Below are 17,519 nucleotides of genomic sequence, written 5' to 3' on the forward strand. Positions count from 1 at the left end.
AGGCCTCACAACGCCAGTTGGCTGTCATGGACCGGGGGCTGTTTCCGGCATGCGCTTTTTATCCTTGTCGTTGCCGAACCAGAGATCAGGCAGTGTCAGCAGGCTTTCGATAATACCTGCGGCTTTCAGCCCTGCCTTTTCCGGTGTGACTGTTTCAACCTTGGCATCGGTGAAGGGGCCGTACATGTGGTAAATCTTGCGAAAAAGACTGTGTGAACTGCCTCCGAGGATATCCCTGAGTAGTGGTATCTTGGCAAGTAGCGCATCCAGGTTTTGCAATGGCCGCACCACCAGATAGAGGTCGACTGTGGCCTGTTCCAGGTTCATGTTGCCATGGCCAGCCAGATCAAAGGCGGTGGAGCGGATCGCGACATTGCGAATGCGGATTTCCTGATTTTGCATGATCGCTTCCATTTGCAGCCGCTCATACATAATTCCGGGGCCAGTCAGGTCTTCGCGCTGGCCTAGCAGCAGCAGTGGTAGTTTGGTCAGGTTTGTTGCTGCCAGCAGTGTGGTTAATGTTCCGCCTTCGAGGATGCGCCCGTTATCAGCGCGAAGGCGAAGCCTGCCATCCAGACCGTCCCACCATGGCTGTTCACGCAGAATGATTCCACTGCCGGAGAACAGGAGGCGGCCATCTCCATCCTTGAAACGCTCTGAAAGCTTGCCCAGCTTCAACAGGTGGCCGAAATCACCGTGCAGCTCGGCAAAGCCGCGCCAGCGCATCCCCCCCTCTTTTTCCGGCCTCAATGTGGCGGACATATTCAGGCGTTGCTTCTCAATGCTGGCCGACAGGCGACGAAGATCAATGGCTCCTCCGCCGGGCATCGAAAAGCGGGCATCGATATCGGTAATATCCAGCTGGGTGGTGTGGACCTGCTTCGCCTTGAACAGCCCGATACTACCCCTGGACGATGCAAGGCGGATGAACACCTCTTGCATGCGGGAGTCGTCCCACTCGAATTTTTTGATGTTGGCGGATAAGAGCCACGACTTGTCGATGGTCTGGTCCTGATAGTCGAGCGCTTCAGGGAGTGCATTGCGATTCAGGTAGTCAGCAATTACGAGCAGCTCCCATGGTTTGTTGTCGAACGGGATGTTGATATCCAGTGAGCCGCTGAAGGATGGGGTGTGCAGGTCATTCAGCTTGAGATTCAGTTGTTCGCTGTTGATTGAGGCGCTGCTGTTGCGAATCAGCAGGGCTTTACCTTTGCTGGTCAGACTGGTCAGACGGATGGTTGGCAGCTTTTTCTCAAGGTTGAGGTCGCCACTACAGTGGATTGAATAGGGCTCCCCTGTTTTTTTGTCCGAGCCGAGCAGCTGTTTCCAGCTTGCCTCTTTCAGATCAGCGGCTCCACGCCACTTGCCGTCAAACTTAAGGCTGCTGTAGATCGTGCCTCCGGCCTGGGCAAGCGGTAGCTGGAAGTGGGCAGCCAGCATGGCGAAGTCGCTTTTAGAGTCGATTGCGAGGTTGCTGATACTCCAGCGATTATCTTTGTCGATAGTGGTTGTGAGGTTCACTTCGCCATCGACATGGGTGTTCTGGAAGTGCAGTCCGGAAACAGTCAGTCCGTTACTCTGATCCCAGTTGGCGGAACCACCGGAGAGCTGCAGCGATGTGTCATCAATAGAGATCTCCCAGTTGCCCGACGGTTGCAACTGAACACTTGCTTTGCGGGGCTTTGATTCGCTTGGGTCCCATAGCAACTGGAAGCGACTCTCGGCTTTGGCACCGTTCCATTTCCAGTCGGAGATGGCATCGGGGCCGAACCATGTCAGCAGCGAAGCAACATCGATCATGGATTTTCCAGCGATATTCAACTCCAGTGTCTGCCATGGGATGTAGAGCTCTCCAGTGGCATGGCCCATGTTTTTCGGCAGTTCGGCATCCATAATAACGGCATTCAGTCCATCATGGTTCAGGTCAATCTGGGCCGAGGTGTTGTGCAGGAAATCTTCGGATACACCAAGCGCGATATCGGCATCGTCTACATGGGCAGAGACCTGAAACAGCATCGCTTCCAGGTTCTCAAGTGTTGGCAGGGCCTTGATAGGGTCATCCCATGCCAGAGATAGCTTTGCTTTTGCCTGGCTTGCTGTGCCTGCTTTCATCAACGCCAGCCAGTTGTGCCACGTTTCATCCCCCAGTGGCCTCAGCCATGACCATATCACCGGCATCGATAGCTGATCCGAGTTTGCCTGCAGTGACAGCAGGCCTGCACTCCAGCTTCCTGTTGCCTGAATGCTGCTCTCACCCAGTGACCATGAAAGCTGTTCCAGGCTGATATGCTCAATAGCGAGGGATTTGCCCTCAATCGCTGTCAGTTTTAGCTGTAGATAGGCACGGTTGAGCGCAACTGAGTAGATGCTTTCAGGCAGTAGTGTGAGCACTTCTTCTGATTCTACAGATGAGGCGAGTTGCCAGGATTGTTTATTCAGGCGATTCAGCTTAAGTGATGCTGCAGGTGTGCCATTGAAGTATTTGCGGAGAGGGGCAGGGAGCCATGTGAAGTTGTTGCATTGCAATTCCACCAGCTGCGGCAGCATATCTTCACTGAGACTGGCTGAGATTGTGAAGTCCGATGTGGTCATCTGCATCTCACGCTCCATGCCATCAAGCATCAGATGCAGGTGATCGAGCGTTCCCTGCCACTTGTCCAGATAACTCCAGTTGACCTGCACGTCATCCAGCACAAGTTGCGCAGCGGGAAAGCCGCGTCCGGAGTCGGTGTGCTGGAGATCCAGGGTGCCGCTACTCAGGCGAATGCGGTCGGGTGAAAAGCGGCCCCTGAGGAGGTCCGAAAGTGCAAAGCGGACAGCCACGCCGCCATGGTGGAAGGCGAGCGCTTCATCACTGCTGGTGAAGTCTAGATGATCTGACTGCAGCCAAAGAAAGTCGGTCCACCTCCATGTGAGCTGCCCGAGTTTGATCTCTTTAAGCTGAAGTTTCTTCTTCAGGTGGCTTTCGATGCCGGGGCGAATGGTGTCGAGGCTGGGTGATTGCGAGTAGAGCCAGCCACCTAGAAGGGAGAGTCCCAGAAGTAGCAAAAGCGCCACGCGCCAGCAAGAAGCCAGCGCGCGTTTAAAGAAGCTGCCCGACATGGCAGAGGGTTCCTTTTTGATCAGTCGTTGTCCTTCTCTTTCAGCTTGGTGACTTTATCTTCCAGCGTTTTCAGAAGGTGTTCATAGCCGCCGTTAACCAGCGTGGATTTAAAATCCTGATAGAAGGTTCGCACCATGCTGGTGCCCTCAATGCGGATATCATAAACCTGCCAGCCTGTTTCGGTCTGGTGCAGACGATACTCCACCGGCGTTTCACGGGTGCCGTCGATTACGGTGGATTCGACGCGCGCCTTGTCGCTTTTAAGCTCGGCATCGGCAAAGACCACTTTTTGCCCTTTATATTCACTCAGACGGTTGCCGTAGGAGCGCTCAAGCAGTTCGCGGAATACGCTGGTAAAGTGGGTCTGCTGCATGCCATCCAACTCTTTCCAGGGGTTGCCGAGGCTGCGCCTGGCCATGGCCGCGTAGTCGAAACGGCCTTCCACGCTCTGGCGGATGGCATCGCGGTCCTTGCTGGTCAGCTTGGTCGTGTCCTGACGCGCTTCAAGCACCTCGATGATCTGGTTGACGGTGGTTTCGATAACCGTTTTCGGATCACTGCTACCACTGCTTGCCCATGCCGAAACGGAAAAGAGCATGGCAAATAGAATGGCGAACGTTGTACGAAACAGTTTTAACATGAGAAACTCCTTATGTTTGGTATCCATAGTTTAAGGTTCCTGCAGAAGCAGGCGAGGAGCAATGATTACTCCTTGCCGCTGAAAATGTACTTGCTGATCAGGTCTTCGATATTGATGGCGGATTCGGTCTCCTCAATCTCGTTGCCCTCCTCGAGGTTGCTATCCTCCATGCCCTGGGTGATCCTGATGTAGCGATCTCCGATAATACCCTTGGTACGCACCGAGGCGAAGGCGTCTTCGGTGATTTCAACACCCTCATTGATGCGCAGGATTACTGTTGCATGGTCATTGTTGGCCAGCTGCACCTCATCGACGCGGCCAATGACCACACCCGCCAGCATAATGTCGCTGCCTTTACGTACGCCACCGACATCATCGAAGTTGGCGGTCAGGGTATAGCCGGTCGCGCCGATGCCGCCGATCTGTCCAACCTTGATGGCGAGCCAGGCGATGGCCAGTAGTCCGATAAATACAAATACGCCGACAGTCATCTCTGTTTTTCTATATGCTTGCATTACAACTCCTTACAGGAAGAACGAGGTGAGAATATAGTCCATGATCAGTACGCCGACCGATGCGATGACCACCGCTTGCGTCGTTGCCTTGGCTACACCTTCCGTGGTGGGCTCGGACCGATAGCCCATGTAGGTACAGATCATGCCGATCATGAAACCAAAGATCACCGCTTTTACCCAGCCGCCATTGAGGTCGATCATCTCAAGCTTGGCGATCAGTTCGGCCATGTAGGCGCCGGGATTCACACCCAGCAGCTCCACACCGACAATGTAGCCCGAAGCGATACCAACGACATCGAATATCGATACCAGAAGAGGCACGGCAATCGTGGTGGCGATGATGCGAGGCAGAATAATTCGCTGCATCGGATTGACCGCCATCATCTCCAGCGCATCGGTCTGCTCAGTGACGCGCATGATGCCGATCTCTGCAGTGATGCTCGAGCCTGCCCGACCAATAATCATGAAGGCACCGAGCACCGGCCCCAACTCGCGAATGATCGACATGCCGACACCTGCGCCAAGCAGTGATTCCGAACCGAATTTTGCCAGTGTGTAATAGCCCTGCAGCGCCAGTACCATGCCGGTGAACGCACCGGTAATGACGATAATAGCCAGTGAGCCGACACCTAGGGCATAGAGCTGGATGATGAAATGTTTGCCCTGCCACGGCTTGGCAAAGAGCAGGGAGAGAGCCTGGAATCCAAGCCTCGTACCGTCGCCTAGCTGCTCGATGCCGCGCATTGCATAGCGGCCCATTCTGCCGAAGAAGGTGGCCATTCCTGATTGGCTGGCTGTTGTCATATCGCTCATTTTTCCAACCTTACTGTGCCCGGTCTGTGAGTCAGATCATCAATGTAGGAGGTGGTGCTGCGTGAGAACGGGATCGGACCATCGGGCCGCCCCTCGAGGAACTGGCGCACGCGCTCATCGGAACTCGCCCTGATAACTTCCGGTGTGCCCTCGGCAATAATACTTCCCTGCCACATCAGGATCACATGATCTGCAATAGAGAGCCCCGCCTCAACATCGTGCGTCACCACAATCGAGGTCATGCGGTTCATCTTCGAGGTGTCTTTGATCAGGGTGGAGATCACGCCGGCTGAGATCGGATCAAGGCCAGAGGTTGGTTCATCAAAGAAGACTATCTTCGGATCCATGGCAATGGCGCGGGCAAAGGCGACGCGTTTGGCCATGCCGCCGGAAAGTTCAGAGGGCATCAGCTCTTCAAAGCCGCGCAGCCCTACCTGTTCCAGCTTCATCGACACCATAGTGCGAATCACTGACTCATCGAGATCGGTATGTTCGTGCAGTGGGAAGGCTACATTGTCATAAACATTGAGTGAATTTAGCAGCGCGGAGTACTGAAACAGCATGCCCATGCTTTCGCGCAGCTCATACAGCCGTTTGGATGGGATGGTGCAGAGATCCTCGTCACCGTACCAGACATGACCAGTGGTAGGTTTGATCAGACCGGAGAGCAGCCGCAGCAGTGTTGTCTTGCCGGAGCCAGAGCCACCCATGATCGCAGTTGTTGCAGCCGCACGGATATGAATATCGGTCGGAGCAAGGGCATCGACATCGTTGTAGCGTTTGCTTAAGTTCTCACCACGAATCATGGGCGTAGGCTAGGGCCTCAGCGCGGCGACGGCAAATGATCCATATCACGCGCAAAGATGGCGTGTGCGATGGTGACACGCTACATTTACGGCCCTTTTTTAGGTTTCCCCGGAAATGCAGGGGGTTTTATATAAAAGATGAGGATGTTTAGATGAATTTCGCAGATCGTGATGGATTAATCTGGTTTGATGGTCAGATGGTGGACTGGCGTGATGCCAAGGTGCATGTGCTGACCCACACCCTGCACTACGGCATGGGCGTTTTTGAGGGCGTGCGCGCCTACCATGCTGAAGGCGGGACTGCGATCTTCCGTCTACAGGCACATACCGATCGTCTCTTCCGTTCGGCAAAAATCATGAATATGAATATGCCTTTTTCCAAAGAGGAGTTGAATGCAGCTCAGTTGGCGGCGGTTCGTGAGAACGGACTGGATTCAGCCTACCTGCGCCCGATGGTCTTCTACGGTTCTGAAGGCATGGGGCTGCGCGCTGATAACCTCAAGTCACATGTTATCGTTGCAGCGTGGAGTTGGGGTGCATATCTCGGGCAGGACGCTCTGGAGCAGGGAATTCGTATCCGTACATCCTCATTTACCCGCCATCATGTAAATGTTGCGATGTGCAAAGCCAAAGCGAACGGCAACTACATCAATTCGATGCTGGCCCTCTCCGATGCGCTGCGCGATGGTTATGACGAAGCACTGTTTCTGGATGTGGATGGTTTCGTGGCCGAAGGTAGTGGCGAGAACTTCTTTATGGTTTATGACGGTGTGATCTATACGCCGGAGCTGACCAGTGCGCTGGATGGTATTACACGTGCCACAGTTATTCAGTTGGCTAAAGAGGAAGGTTATGAGGTGTGTGAGAAGCGCATCACCCGTGATGAGGTTTATGTCGCTGATGAAGCCTTCTTCACTGGCACTGCTGCCGAGGTCACCCCGATCCGCGAGCTGGACGGGCGCACCATCGGCTGTGGCTCACGCGGCCCTGTCACTGAAGTACTGCAGAAGAAGTACTTTGATGTGGTTCATGGCAGAAGCGAAGCTCACAAGGATTGGCTCGCTTACGTCTGATCCTGTTCGGAACGCATAAAAAAAGGCCCGCAGTAAATACGGGCCTTTTTTTATGTTTAAGCTCTGTTAAACGTTTGTGGCCACGACACTGAACACAATGGCCAGAAGCACTATAAGCCCGATGTCCATGCGGTCCATTTTTTTTAAATAGCCTGAATCTTCTTTCAGTTCTGAACTGAGATCCCATGCTCCGCCACTGAGATCCCCATCTTCGTTTTGTTTATCCATTGTATTGTCTCGCAAGGTTGCCGCTTCCATGTGAAGAGTTTCAATCCTGATCTACAGTATATAGGCGATAGCGCAGCATTTGGCAAACTTTAGCAGCAGGCAGGCTTGTGAAGCGGGATTGTTTAATACGGCAGCCCGCCACTGTTTCTGCATTTTCATGATGGATGCTCTATAATCACTGTATGGAGGGTAAATGCCGTTCAGAACGAACTTCAGACTATTCGTAAAGCGAACAATTCCTTCAAAAGGAGCCCTATGAGGCTGGTAGAGTTGTATGAAAAGCTGGTGATTGACCGGCCTCTGTTGACGCTGTCGCTGGTCGGCCTGCTGTTGCTGCTGTTCGCTTCCTATATTCCGAAATTTGAGCTGGATGTTTCAGCCGATTCACTGGTGCTGGAAAACGATGCCGACCTTGAATACTACCGCAATATTCGTGCCCGTTACGGTTCCGACGATTTCTTGATTGTTACCTACAGCCCCAAAGAAAACCTCTTCTCCGAGGCCAGCCTTAAACGGGTTCGTGAAATGCGTGACCGCTTCAAGAGTATTGAAGGCGTTGAATCGGTGCTGACGATGCTGGATGTGCCGCTGATTGAGAGCCCACCGATCAGCCTGGATCAGTTCAGTGAAGGCGCCCCGATGCTGGAGCAGGCAAACACGGATCGCCAGCTCGCCAGGCGTGAGTTGATATCCAGCCCGCTCTACAGCAATCGCCTGGTCAGCCCTGAGGGGGATACTTGCGCGATCCAGATTCTGCTTAAGCGCGATGAGACCTATCAAAGCCTTTTGAAGGAGCGTGACGGACTGCGCGTAAAGAAACTGGCCGGTGATCTGCCTGCCTCAGAACTGCTGCGCTTGAGTCAGGTGGAAGATCAGTTTGACAGCTACAGTAAACAGCTGACGCAGCAGGAGTCCGAGCTGATCGCAGTGATCCGTCTTGTCATGGATGACTACCGCGAGTTTGCCCGCATGCATCTTGGTGGCGTACCGATGATTGTCTCCGACATGATGAGCTATATCCGCCACGACCTGGTCGTTTTCGGTTTAGGTGTACTGGCGATTTTGGCATTGATGCTCAGCTTTGTGTTCCGCAAACCCCACTGGGTGCTGCTGCCACTGTTGACTGCAGGGGCCACCGCTATCGTCACCACGGGTTTTCTCGGCATGGTCGGCTGGCCGGTTACGGTCGTTTCATCCAACTTTCTTGCGCTGGTTCTGATCTTCAGCCTATCACTGACCATTCACTTGATTGTGCGCTACCGCGAACAGCACCGGCTTGAGCCGCATGCATCGCAACGTCACCTGGTCAGTATTACGCTGCGCAGCAAAGCCATGCCGTGCCTCTTCAACGCCATAACCACGATAGTCGCCTTCGCCTCGCTGGTTGTCAGCGATATCCGTCCTGTGATCGATTTCGGCTGGATCATGGTCTTCGCCTTGGCCGCCTCGATGCTGCTGGCATTCACCCTCTACCCGGCCACCCTGATGCTGGTACGGCCGGGTAAGCCTCCGCATGGCCGGGATATCATGGGCATGATTACCGAGTCGGTTGCCTGGCTGGTCGAGCATCACGGTGGCAAGGTGATTGCCATCTCGCTCCTGCTTGTGGTCATGGGCTCGCTCGGCATGTCGCGACTGACGGTGGAGAATCGCTTTATTGATTACTTTCATGACTCCACCGAGATATTCCAGGGCATGAAGTTGATCGATGAAAAACTGGGTGGTACCACGCCGATGGACGTAATCATCGATGCACCGCTAAAGCAGGTTGAAGAAGAGGTTGAGTGGGATGAGGGCTTTGGTGATGAAGATGGCGGTTTCGCCACCACCAGTTACTGGTATAACACTCATATGCTGGCCGAGGTAGCCTCCATCCACCGCTATCTCGATGGGCTGCCCGAAACAGGCAAGGTCAATTCGCTGCACACAGCGATGGCTGTACTGGAGAAGCTCGATGACAAAGGCAGCATCGACAGTTTCTTTCTCTCCGTCCTCTATAAAAAACTGCCGCCGGATATCAAGGCGCAGATGATTTCACCCTACCTCTCGGAGGATGGGCAGCAGCTGCGCATTGCCGTTCGTGTTTATGAAAGCGATGCAGGACTCAACCGCAACGAACTGCTTAATAATATTCGTGACCACCTGAGCAGTGAAAGAGCCGAGAGCGGTGAATCGGTGCATCTCTCCGGCATGGTGGTGCTCTACAACAACCTACTGCAGAGCCTGTTCCGCTCCCAAATCCAGACGCTGGGCTTCGTCTTTTTTGCCATTCTGACCACCTTTGCGTTGATTTTCCGCTCACTGAAGGTTGCTGCTATCGCCATCATTCCCAATATCGTTCCTGTGATTCTGGTGCTGGGGCTTTTGGGAGGGCTTGGCATTCCACTGGATATCATGACCATCACCATTGCTGCGATCACCGTCGGCATCGCGGTGGATGACACCATTCACTACGTCTACCGTTATCATGAGGAGTGGCTCAAAGATGGCGACTACCGCGCCTGCGTGCACCGGGCTCACAACAGTATCGGGCGGGCGATGTATTACACCTCGATGACGATCACCATCGGCTTTATCGCCATGGTGCTCTCCAATTTCGTGCCATCGATCTATTTCGGCCTGTTTACAGCATTTGCCATGGTGAGCGCTCTGGTCACCAACATCACAATCCTGCCGATCCTGCTCAGAACCCTGAAACCGTACGGAACGTTGCAGCAGTAGCACTGCGGAATAGCAGAAAAAGGCCCGCAGTTTTCTGCAGGCCTCTTTTTTTTGTGCGGGATTTATTTTAGATAAACAGCGTGGTTCCTGACTCACCTGCTTCGCCAAGGAAGGCGGCAACGCCACCGATATCGACACCGTCAATGAGCTCCTCCTTCTGAATGCCCATCACATCCATGGACATCTGGCAGGCGATGAGTTGCGCGCCACCCTCAACCAGGCTATGCAGCAGGTTGCCCGGTGTTTCCACCCCTTTGTCGTGCATCACCTTGCGGATCATTTTCGCACCCAGTCCATGCATATCCATTTTAGAGATCGTATTTAGGTGATCCGCATCTGATGGCAGCATCGTACTGAACATGCGATCCATCATCGGCTTATTAAGATGTGGGGCATCGACCCGGCGTATCACGTCAAGCCCCCAGAAGGTGAAGAAGAGGCTGACCGGCTTACCCATGGCAAGTGCGCCGTTGGCAATGATCATGCTGGCCATTACTTTATCCAGATCATCGGAGAAGACGACCAGTGTGAGTTTGTCTTTTTCCACAGGTGCAGCTGCCGTAGCTACAGGCGCAGTCGCCACTTTGCGCAGCAAAACAATGACCAGCCCCTTCTCGGCTTTTACGGATAGTAGATCGTTGCCGGTCTTCTTGGCCCATGCCCGAATATCGCAACCGAAAGCGGGGTCGGAGGCGGTGACTTCGAGCAGTTCTCCTGCATCAAGGGCCTCCATCGCCTTGTAGGTTTTCATGATCGGGCCGGGGCACTGCAGCCCGACGGCGTTCAGGGTATGCAGTTCACCCGTGGTGCCGGGAGCAACCATAGCGGCACTGACAGCGCAGCTACCGCTGCGTTCAGCCTCGACCTCCTGAGGGGAGCGACGCTTGATATCTTCGTAATCGAAGATGTCCGGGTTGGCCTGTTTTTCAACCGCCCAGCTGTAGCTCTTATAGCCGCCTGAGAGGTTTCTGACCTGAGTGAAACCATGCTGGGTGAGGATGCGATAGGCCAGGTAGCCGCGCAGGCCGATCTGGCAGAAGAGGATGACCGCCTTGTTCGGGTCAAGTTCATCCAGCCGCTCCCGCAGGTGATTCACATCGATGTTGCGGGCCGTTGGAATGGAGCCGAATCCGAACTCTTCAGCCGTACGTACGTCGATCAGCTGCATCTCGGGATCTTTGGCACCTAGGCTGGCGCGCAGCTCCTTCCACTCGATCATGTCGTGGGAGCCGTTGAGGATGTTGGTGGCTACATAGCCGGCAATATTGATCGGATCCTTGGCTGAACCGAATGGGGGCGCATAGGCCAGCTCCAGGTCGGCCAGGTCTTCAACCTTCAGGTTGCCATGAATGGCGGTAGCGATCACATCGATGCGTTTATCGGCACCGTCAGCACCCACTGCCTGAGCACCGAGAATCTGCCCTTTATCGGTAAATAACAGCTTCAGGCTGATCTGCTTTGCACCGGGATAATAGCTGGCGTGTGAGCCGCTGTGGGTGATGCAGCTGAGAAAGGGAATGCCAGCAGCATTAAGCTGCTTCTCGTTCAGGCCAGTGGTTGCGGCAGCAAGATCGAAAGCCTTGAGGATCGATGTTCCCTGCGTGCCCCGATAGACTTTACTGTTGCCGAATATGATGTTGTCGGCAGCCATGCGCCCCTGCCTGTTGGCAGGTCCGGCAAGCGGAATGAGCACCTGTTGGCCGCTGATGGTTTGCGTGACTTCGATGGCATCACCAACGGCGTAGATGTCGGGGTCTGAGGTTTGCAGGTGGCCATTCACCTTGATGCCGCCAGTGCTGCCGAGCTCGAGATTGGCTGCTCTGGCCAGTGTTGTTTCAGGGCGCACACCGATTGCCAGCACCACCAGGTCTGCCTGCAGACGGCGTCCACTGCCCAGGTAAACCACGGTGTGATCATCCTTCTCCTCGAACTGTTCTACCTTGTCGTTCAGGTAGAGCTCAACGTTTTTATCCCGCATGTGGGAGTGCACAATAGCTGCCATTCCATAGTCGAGCGGGGTCAGGATCTGGTCTGCTCCCTCCACTAGTGTGGTGAAGATGCCCTTGTCATGGAGGTTTTCGGCAACCTCGATACCGATAAAGCCACCGCCGATGACTACGGCACGGCGCGGGTTGTGCTCTTTAAGGTGCGCCATGATGCGATCAAGGTCGGGAATGTTGCGCAGCCCAAAAATGCGTGAGGAGTCGATGCCCGGTAGTTTCGGACGCACAGGCTCGGCACCGGGGGAGAGCAGGAGTTTGTCGTAGGGTTCGTCGGTCTCATCACCGGTTGCCAGGTTGCGCAGGCGCATGGTCCTGGCTTTACGATCGATGCCGATGGCTTCTGTGCGGCTGCGTACATCAACGCGGTAGCGCTCCTTGAATGCCTCCTCGGAGGTAACCAGAAGCTGCTCACGCTCTTCGATGATACCCGAAATGTGGTATGGCAGCCCGCAGTTGGCAAAGCTGATGTATTGGCCACGCTCAACGAGAACGATCTCCGCAGTCTCATCGTTGCGTCGAATGCGCGCCGCCGCCGTTGCTCCGCCAGCTACACCACCCACGATTATGATTTTCATTGTGTTTCCATCCTTGAATTTCCCGTTCTCAGGTGACGGAAAGTATCGAGTTAAACAGATTAAGTTTATATGGTAAATTAGAGAAGGCTAATATTATTATATAATATTCTTATTGCAATGTTTATTTGCTCAGGATGTGCGGAATTCTTCTACAGCTTGCTTGCCAGAACTGGCTCGTTTGCATCTTGATCCCGGGCTTGATTGCAACAAAGGCCCGCAGTTTTCTGCGAGCCTTGCTGTTTGTGCCGGCAATGAATTTAATGTCTGGCCACCCCGCTTGGCTGGGGGTCACGTGACCTCATCGACGGAGATATGGTCTTCATCTGTCAGTAGACGCAATTTCCGCAGTGCCTCGACCTGAATCTGCCTAATGCGCTCACGGGTAACGCCAATATGCGTGCCGATTGCATCAAGCGTCCAGGGGTCACCGGTTTCATCAAGGGCATAGCGCAGGCGAAGAACCTCCTGCTCCCTTTCTGTCAGTTTGCCCATCCACCCTGCAAGCATGGCATCCCGGATGGCTCCATCAAGGTGGTCCCCCGGAAGTTCGGCCAAGGGGTCTTCAGTGATATCGTAGAGTGTGAAGCTCCCCTCATCATGCAAAAAATCATCCGCACTCTCCGTCGTTACCATTGACTCCCGCAGCATCTGTATTCTTTCCCGGCTTATGCCCATATGGGCCGCAATTTCCTCTTCGCTTGGGTCGCGCATTAAAATGGCATAAAGATCATCTGAGCAGTGCAGCAGGAGGTTGTGCTCTTTACTCACATGAACCGGCAGTCGAATGGTTCGAGCCTGATTCATGATGCTCCTTTCAACGGACTGGCGAACCCACCATGTTGCATAGGTGGAGAAACGGCAGCCATGCTCAGGGTCGAATTTTTCAACCGCCCGCATCAATCCAATATTTCCTTCTTCAATCAGGTCGGAGAGTGGAAGGCCGCGGCCCATGTAGCGTCTGGCAATTTTCACTACAAGGCGGAGGTTGGCGTTGATCATCCTCTGGCGGGCCGTTTCATCACCTTGGGCAATTGCGAGTGCGCAGGCGACCTCTTCCTGTGCTGTTAATAGGTCGTAACGGGATACTTCGCGCATATAGAGCGCCATAGAGTCCAGGCTATGGCGCCTTACCATAAACGCCCTTGTTGCGTGTTATAAAGGAGCGATGGCACCTTGTTTATACAGCCTTTCCATGTATGCGGTGGATTCTGGCCTCAGCCTCTAACCAGTCGTGAAGCTGACAGCCCCCCTCAAAACCGCGTTGTTCTGCAAGGCAGTAGGCTGTTTCAGCAATCATTTTCCTCAGCTCTTCAGGGCTGTTTAGTTTAATTTCCCTTGCCGATTTCTTGTTTAAGTTTTTCTTTGAGCCAGCCATTTAACACTCCATTATTACTCGTGAATATCAAATAAGATAAAATGTATGATTCATGAGGTGGATTTCTAACACATTTCAATTCTATGGGTATAGCATGGATTTTTAAATGTGCCAAATTAAATGGTCAGACTGTAAATTTTAACCCTTCGGCTCCAGGATCACGGAGGGAGCTATCTAAAAAAAGCCGAAACAATCATTTCCTTTGCCAAAGAGTGATGCGAGCAAATAATAGGCGCTCTTAATGCAGGGAGGCTTATAGCCTGATGATCCAGTCCGATCGAAATTTTGATGATTTAACCACGCGATTTGCACGCAATATCTATGGCAGTGCCAAGGGTGAGGTGCGGCTGGCGATTGTCTGGCAGCACCTGCTGCAGACGGTGCCGCAGCTTTCGGCAGGCAAACCACTGCGCATTCTCGATGCCGGCTGCGGGTTGGGGCAGATGGGGCTGCGTTTGGCGGAGTTGGGGCATGAGCTGGTGCTCTCCGATCTCTCAGAAAAGATGGTGGAGGAGACGCGCAGCCTGTTTGCTGAGAAATTACCGGATGCAGAGCCGCAATTTATCCATGGTTCGGTGCAGGATATGCATGCGGATGAGTTGGGGCAGTTTGATCTGGTACTGTTCCACGCGGTGCTGGAGTGGCTGGCTGAGCCAAAAGAGACACTGGAGCAGCTGCTTACCCTTATTCGTCCAGGTGGTGATCTCTCACTGATGTTTTATAACCGTGATGCACTGATCTTCCGTAACCTGATTCGTGGCAACTGGCGCAAGGCCGAAAGTGATAATCTGCAGGGAGAAGAGGGGGGGTTGACCCCGTACCACCCGTTAACGCTGGAAGAGGTGCAGGGATGGCTGGATGAGTGGCAGATGAAGGTGCTTAGCCGAGCCGGGGTGCGTGTGGTCTATGATTATATGGATCGCAAGATGCGCGAGGCGCGGGATACCGACGAGGTGGTGCGAATCGAGATGAAATATGCGCAGAAGGAGCCTTACCTGCATTTAGGACGTTATCTGCACCTGATTGCACACAATTCTGCAGGAGCAAGCAGCGGCACTCCTGCTGCGCGATAGTATACTCCTAGTTAAAGTAGCCGGAGATGGCCATGCCGAGCATCAGGAAGCCGACCAGGAACAGGGCTATGCCGAGATAACGTTTCAGAGGATTTTCCTGATCGTGTTTTTTGTCGCTCATTCGAGAGCTCCTTTTGGTCAAGATAAAGCCGGATCATTATGTTTTTTGCACTTTGGGTAAACATCCGTGTTTCTTTCCCGTTAACAGGTACGGGTCTTGCGGTTAGGCTGCGCGACCCTTTTATTACCTAGGAGTGCTTGAATGACTGTTCGTACCCGTTTCGCCCCATCACCAACCGGCATGCTGCATATCGGCGGCGCCCGTACTGCCCTGTTTGCATGGCTCTATGCCCGCCATCACGGTGGCCAGTTTGTGCTGCGCATTGAGGATACCGATCGCGAGCGCTCCACCGATGAGGCAACACAGGTGATTCTCGATGGCCTTTCATGGCTGGGCCTGAACTGGGACGATGAACCGGTATTTCAGGCCGAGCGCCAGGCAGAGCACATTGTCGCTGTCGATCAGCTGGTCGAAGAGGGGCACGCCTACCGCTGCTACTGCTCCAAAGAGGAGCTGGACGATATGCGCGAGGCGCAGCGTGCTGCGGGCAAAAAACCGATGTACGATGGCCGTTGCCGCCATCGTTCCGATCGCCCTGCAGGAGCACCTTTCGTGGTGCGTTTCCGTTCGCCCGATGAGGGTGAGACCATTGTGAATGATATGGTACTGGGCACCGTAAGCTTTCCCAATGTTGAACTGGATGACCTGATCTTGCTGCGTACCGATGGCACCCCGACCTACAACCTGGCAGTGGTGGCTGATGACGCGGCGATGGGCATTACCCATGTCGTGCGTGGCTCTGACCACCTGAACAATACGCCTCGCCAGATTCAGCTCTATCAGGCGCTTGGCCTGCCTATCCCGCAGTTTGCACATATCCCGCTGATTCACGGACCGGATGGTGCCAAGATGTCCAAGCGCCACGGTGCGGTTGCTGTAACCGAATACCGCGAGAAGGGTTATCTGCCACACGCAGTGAATAACTATCTGGCTCGTCTTGGCTGGTCGCACGGTGATGAAGAGGTGTTTTCCGAGGCGCAGCTGATTGAGTATTTCGACCTGGCTCAGGTAGGTAAGGGTGCTTCCCGTTTCGACCAGCAGAAGCTGGACTGGCTCAACGGCCACTACATGCGCGAGGCCGCTGCGGCTGACCTAGTTGCTGAGGTGGCACGCTTGCTGGCTGTTGATACCTCAGCCGGACCGGACCTTGAGCCTGTGGTGGCATCACTTCAGGAGCGTTCAAAGAATCTGCTTGATCTCGCTGAAGGCGCGCGATTCTTCTATGTGGCGCCGACCTCATATGATGAGAAGGCGGTTGCCAAGAATTTCAAGGAGGGCACTGCAGAGCTGGTGGAGAAGTTTATCGCAGGCATCGAAGCGATGGATGGCTTCTCAGGTGAAGCAGCCCATGCGCTGATCGGCCAGGTGTGCGAGGCCGAAGGTGTAGGGATGGGTAAACTGGCCCAGCCGATCCGCATTCTCGTTGCCGGTGGCCCTGTTTCCCCGCCGATCGATCTCACCCTAGGCCTGCTTGGCAAGGATGAGTCGCTGGCGCGCTTGAAAAACGGCCTAGCAACGCTTAAGCAGTAATTCTTCTCATGTCGCCAGTTAAGGCTGGCGGTAAGAAGAGGTCTGGCAGAAGTATTGTTGCCTGCTTTTCTTCTGGAAGAGGAGTTAAGGTTTTTGCGCTGCAAACTCCACTGATGCCCACTCATTCTGTGAATCGCGGCGGATTTCAAAGAGTCCCTCTTTGATATAGGACTCGGCCACATCGTCCACCTGCGTGGTCAGCAGTCCTGAGAGGATCAGGTGGCCACCAACACAGGGGGCCAGCTCTTTTGCCATCCAAACCAGAGGACCCGCCAGGATATTGGCCACGACCAGATCGAAGCGCTCCTTTGGTGGCGTGTCATCAAGAAGGGCTTTCAATGTAACATGATTGATCGCTGCGTTGGTTTCACACGCTTCGACCGACTCCTCCTCCATATCAATGGCCAGGGCAGATCCAGCGCCAAGTTTCAGGGCGGCGATGGCGAGAATGCCGGAGCCTGCTCCCATATCGAGCAGGGTAGCCGGGGGAGTCGCACTGCAGATGCGCTCGACCGCTTCAAGACAGAGCTGCGTGGTGGGGTGAGTTCCGGTGCCAAACGCCATGCCGGGATCGAGTACGATGTCGACACGACCGTCATCCGGCGCATCACAGAAAGAGGGGCGCACCCGCAGGTTTTTTCCGATATCCATCGACTGCCAGTCCTTTTGCCAGGCTGTTTCCCAGTTCTGCTGTTCCAGCGTATTCAGAGAGATCAGTTCGCCGCTAATACCGTGTCGCCGCACTGCCTCAGTGACGGTGGTGCGGATCTCAGCCTCATTCTCTTCGATGGCAAACCATGCGATACGGTCGGTGATGCCGGAATCGGCATCGGTCTCTTCGGCTAGGCCCAGCGCACCAAGGGATGCTGCAAGAAGTTCAAACTCCTCTTCAGAGACTGTGATAGCCGGAATTTTAAGTTCAAGGCATTTTGATGCTTGCATC

The 17,519-nt window shown here is 54.1% G+C and carries 14 protein-coding genes; 4 read left to right on the forward strand and 10 right to left on the reverse strand.

The genetic code is table 11. The features are described 5' to 3' along the window. Positions 1 to 24: 24 nt before the first annotated feature. The 5 genes from Ga0123461_RS01425 to Ga0123461_RS01445 all read right to left on the reverse strand — a co-directional run bounded on the left by Ga0123461_RS01425 (position 25) and on the right by Ga0123461_RS01445 (position 5,877). Positions 25 to 3,102, reverse strand: coding sequence for an AsmA-like C-terminal domain-containing protein (locus Ga0123461_RS01425; RefSeq protein ID WP_100276717.1), 3,078 nt, complete (start codon positions 3,100 to 3,102; stop codon positions 25 to 27). A gap of 20 nt (positions 3,103 to 3,122) precedes the next feature. Further along, positions 3,123 to 3,743, reverse strand: a complete 621-nt coding sequence (locus tag Ga0123461_RS01430; RefSeq protein ID WP_232710272.1) for an MlaC/ttg2D family ABC transporter substrate-binding protein — start codon at positions 3,741 to 3,743, stop codon at positions 3,123 to 3,125. A 65-nt stretch (positions 3,744 to 3,808) separates the two neighbouring features. Continuing rightward, on the reverse strand, positions 3,809 to 4,258 hold the full coding sequence (gene mlaD, locus Ga0123461_RS01435; protein ID WP_232710274.1) for an outer membrane lipid asymmetry maintenance protein MlaD: 450 nt from the start codon (positions 4,256 to 4,258) through the stop codon (positions 3,809 to 3,811). Between the two features lie 9 nt (positions 4,259 to 4,267). Beyond that, positions 4,268 to 5,071 carry an MlaE family ABC transporter permease gene (locus tag Ga0123461_RS01440; RefSeq protein ID WP_100276718.1) on the reverse strand — a complete coding sequence of 268 codons (804 nt, stop codon included), beginning with the start codon at positions 5,069 to 5,071 and terminating at the stop codon, positions 4,268 to 4,270. Beyond that, entirely contained in the window at positions 5,068 to 5,877 is an 810-nt protein-coding gene (locus Ga0123461_RS01445; protein WP_100276719.1) for an ABC transporter ATP-binding protein, read from the reverse strand. The genes Ga0123461_RS01440 and Ga0123461_RS01445 overlap by 4 nt, the downstream gene beginning before the upstream one ends. Before the next feature lie 152 nt (positions 5,878 to 6,029). Between Ga0123461_RS01445 and Ga0123461_RS01450 the strand changes: the two genes are divergently transcribed. Next, positions 6,030 to 6,950 carry a branched-chain amino acid transaminase gene (locus Ga0123461_RS01450; protein ID WP_100276720.1) on the forward strand — a complete coding sequence of 307 codons (921 nt, stop codon included), beginning with the start codon at positions 6,030 to 6,032 and terminating at the stop codon, positions 6,948 to 6,950. A 66-nt stretch (positions 6,951 to 7,016) separates the two neighbouring features. On the opposite strand, the gene Ga0123461_RS01455 is transcribed toward Ga0123461_RS01450, so the two are convergent. Further along, positions 7,017 to 7,208 (reverse strand): hypothetical protein, encoded by a 192-nt coding sequence (locus tag Ga0123461_RS01455; RefSeq protein WP_100276721.1) that lies wholly within the window; start codon positions 7,206 to 7,208, stop codon positions 7,017 to 7,019. Between the two features lie 225 nt (positions 7,209 to 7,433). Here Ga0123461_RS01455 and Ga0123461_RS01460 point away from each other — a divergent pair, with 225 nt between their 5' ends. After that, the gene (locus tag Ga0123461_RS01460; RefSeq protein ID WP_100276722.1) at positions 7,434 to 9,899 is read left to right on the forward strand and encodes an efflux RND transporter permease subunit; all 2,466 of its coding nucleotides are present in this window, start codon (positions 7,434 to 7,436) and stop codon (positions 9,897 to 9,899) included. A 67-nt stretch (positions 9,900 to 9,966) separates the two neighbouring features. Here the strand turns inward: Ga0123461_RS01460 and Ga0123461_RS01465 are convergent, their stop codons facing one another. From Ga0123461_RS01465 to Ga0123461_RS01475, 3 genes are all read right to left on the reverse strand, one after another. Continuing rightward, positions 9,967 to 12,477: an FAD-dependent oxidoreductase gene (locus tag Ga0123461_RS01465; protein WP_100276723.1), complete on the reverse strand. Its 2,511-nt coding sequence runs from the start codon at positions 12,475 to 12,477 to the stop codon at positions 9,967 to 9,969. Between the two features lie 288 nt (positions 12,478 to 12,765). After that, a complete protein-coding gene (locus Ga0123461_RS01470; RefSeq protein ID WP_232710276.1) occupies positions 12,766 to 13,584 on the reverse strand; it encodes a sigma-70 family RNA polymerase sigma factor in 819 nt (272 codons plus the stop codon). A 70-nt stretch (positions 13,585 to 13,654) separates the two neighbouring features. After that, complete coding sequence (locus Ga0123461_RS01475; RefSeq protein WP_100276725.1) at positions 13,655 to 13,852, reverse strand: DUF2934 domain-containing protein; 198 nt, start codon at positions 13,850 to 13,852, stop codon at positions 13,655 to 13,657. A gap of 263 nt (positions 13,853 to 14,115) precedes the next feature. Here Ga0123461_RS01475 and Ga0123461_RS01480 point away from each other — a divergent pair, with 263 nt between their 5' ends. Both Ga0123461_RS01480 and gltX read left to right on the forward strand, forming a co-directional pair. Beyond that, positions 14,116 to 14,925: a methyltransferase domain-containing protein gene (locus Ga0123461_RS01480; RefSeq protein WP_100276726.1), complete on the forward strand. Its 810-nt coding sequence runs from the start codon at positions 14,116 to 14,118 to the stop codon at positions 14,923 to 14,925. Positions 14,926 to 15,187: 262 nt separating this feature from the next. After that, the gene (gene gltX / locus Ga0123461_RS01485; RefSeq protein ID WP_100276727.1) at positions 15,188 to 16,576 is read left to right on the forward strand and encodes a glutamate--tRNA ligase; all 1,389 of its coding nucleotides are present in this window, start codon (positions 15,188 to 15,190) and stop codon (positions 16,574 to 16,576) included. A gap of 84 nt (positions 16,577 to 16,660) precedes the next feature. On the opposite strand, the gene Ga0123461_RS01490 is transcribed toward gltX, so the two are convergent. Continuing rightward, positions 16,661 to 17,518: a 50S ribosomal protein L11 methyltransferase gene (locus Ga0123461_RS01490; protein ID WP_100276728.1), complete on the reverse strand. Its 858-nt coding sequence runs from the start codon at positions 17,516 to 17,518 to the stop codon at positions 16,661 to 16,663. Between the last annotated feature and the right edge of the window lies 1 nt (position 17,519).

This window comes from Mariprofundus aestuarium (assembly GCF_002795805.1).
In the GTDB taxonomy this organism is placed as follows: domain Bacteria; phylum Pseudomonadota; class Zetaproteobacteria; order Mariprofundales; family Mariprofundaceae; genus Mariprofundus; species Mariprofundus aestuarium.

Coding starts and splice junctions, on each gene's coding strand:
- Ga0123461_RS01425 (WP_100276717.1), bottom strand. CDS start 3,102: ATGTCGGGCAGCTTCTTTAAACGCGCGCTGGCTTCTTGCTGGCGCGTG.
- Ga0123461_RS01490 (WP_100276728.1), bottom strand. CDS start 17,518: ATGCAAGCATCAAAATGCCTTGAACTTAAAATTCCGGCTATCACAGTC.
- Ga0123461_RS01460 (WP_100276722.1), top strand. CDS start 7,434: ATGAGGCTGGTAGAGTTGTATGAAAAGCTGGTGATTGACCGGCCTCTG.
- Ga0123461_RS01480 (WP_100276726.1), top strand. CDS start 14,116: ATGATCCAGTCCGATCGAAATTTTGATGATTTAACCACGCGATTTGCA.
- Ga0123461_RS01465 (WP_100276723.1), bottom strand. CDS start 12,477: ATGAAAATCATAATCGTGGGTGGTGTAGCTGGCGGAGCAACGGCGGCG.
- Ga0123461_RS01430 (WP_232710272.1), bottom strand. CDS start 3,743: ATGTTAAAACTGTTTCGTACAACGTTCGCCATTCTATTTGCCATGCTC.
- Ga0123461_RS01450 (WP_100276720.1), top strand. CDS start 6,030: ATGAATTTCGCAGATCGTGATGGATTAATCTGGTTTGATGGTCAGATG.
- Ga0123461_RS01475 (WP_100276725.1), bottom strand. CDS start 13,852: ATGGCTGGCTCAAAGAAAAACTTAAACAAGAAATCGGCAAGGGAAATT.
- Ga0123461_RS01440 (WP_100276718.1), bottom strand. CDS start 5,071: ATGAGCGATATGACAACAGCCAGCCAATCAGGAATGGCCACCTTCTTC.
- gltX (WP_100276727.1), top strand. CDS start 15,188: ATGACTGTTCGTACCCGTTTCGCCCCATCACCAACCGGCATGCTGCAT.
- Ga0123461_RS01455 (WP_100276721.1), bottom strand. CDS start 7,208: ATGGAAGCGGCAACCTTGCGAGACAATACAATGGATAAACAAAACGAA.
- mlaD (WP_232710274.1), bottom strand. CDS start 4,258: ATGCAAGCATATAGAAAAACAGAGATGACTGTCGGCGTATTTGTATTT.
- Ga0123461_RS01445 (WP_100276719.1), bottom strand. CDS start 5,877: ATGATTCGTGGTGAGAACTTAAGCAAACGCTACAACGATGTCGATGCC.
- Ga0123461_RS01470 (WP_232710276.1), bottom strand. CDS start 13,584: ATGGCGCTCTATATGCGCGAAGTATCCCGTTACGACCTATTAACAGCA.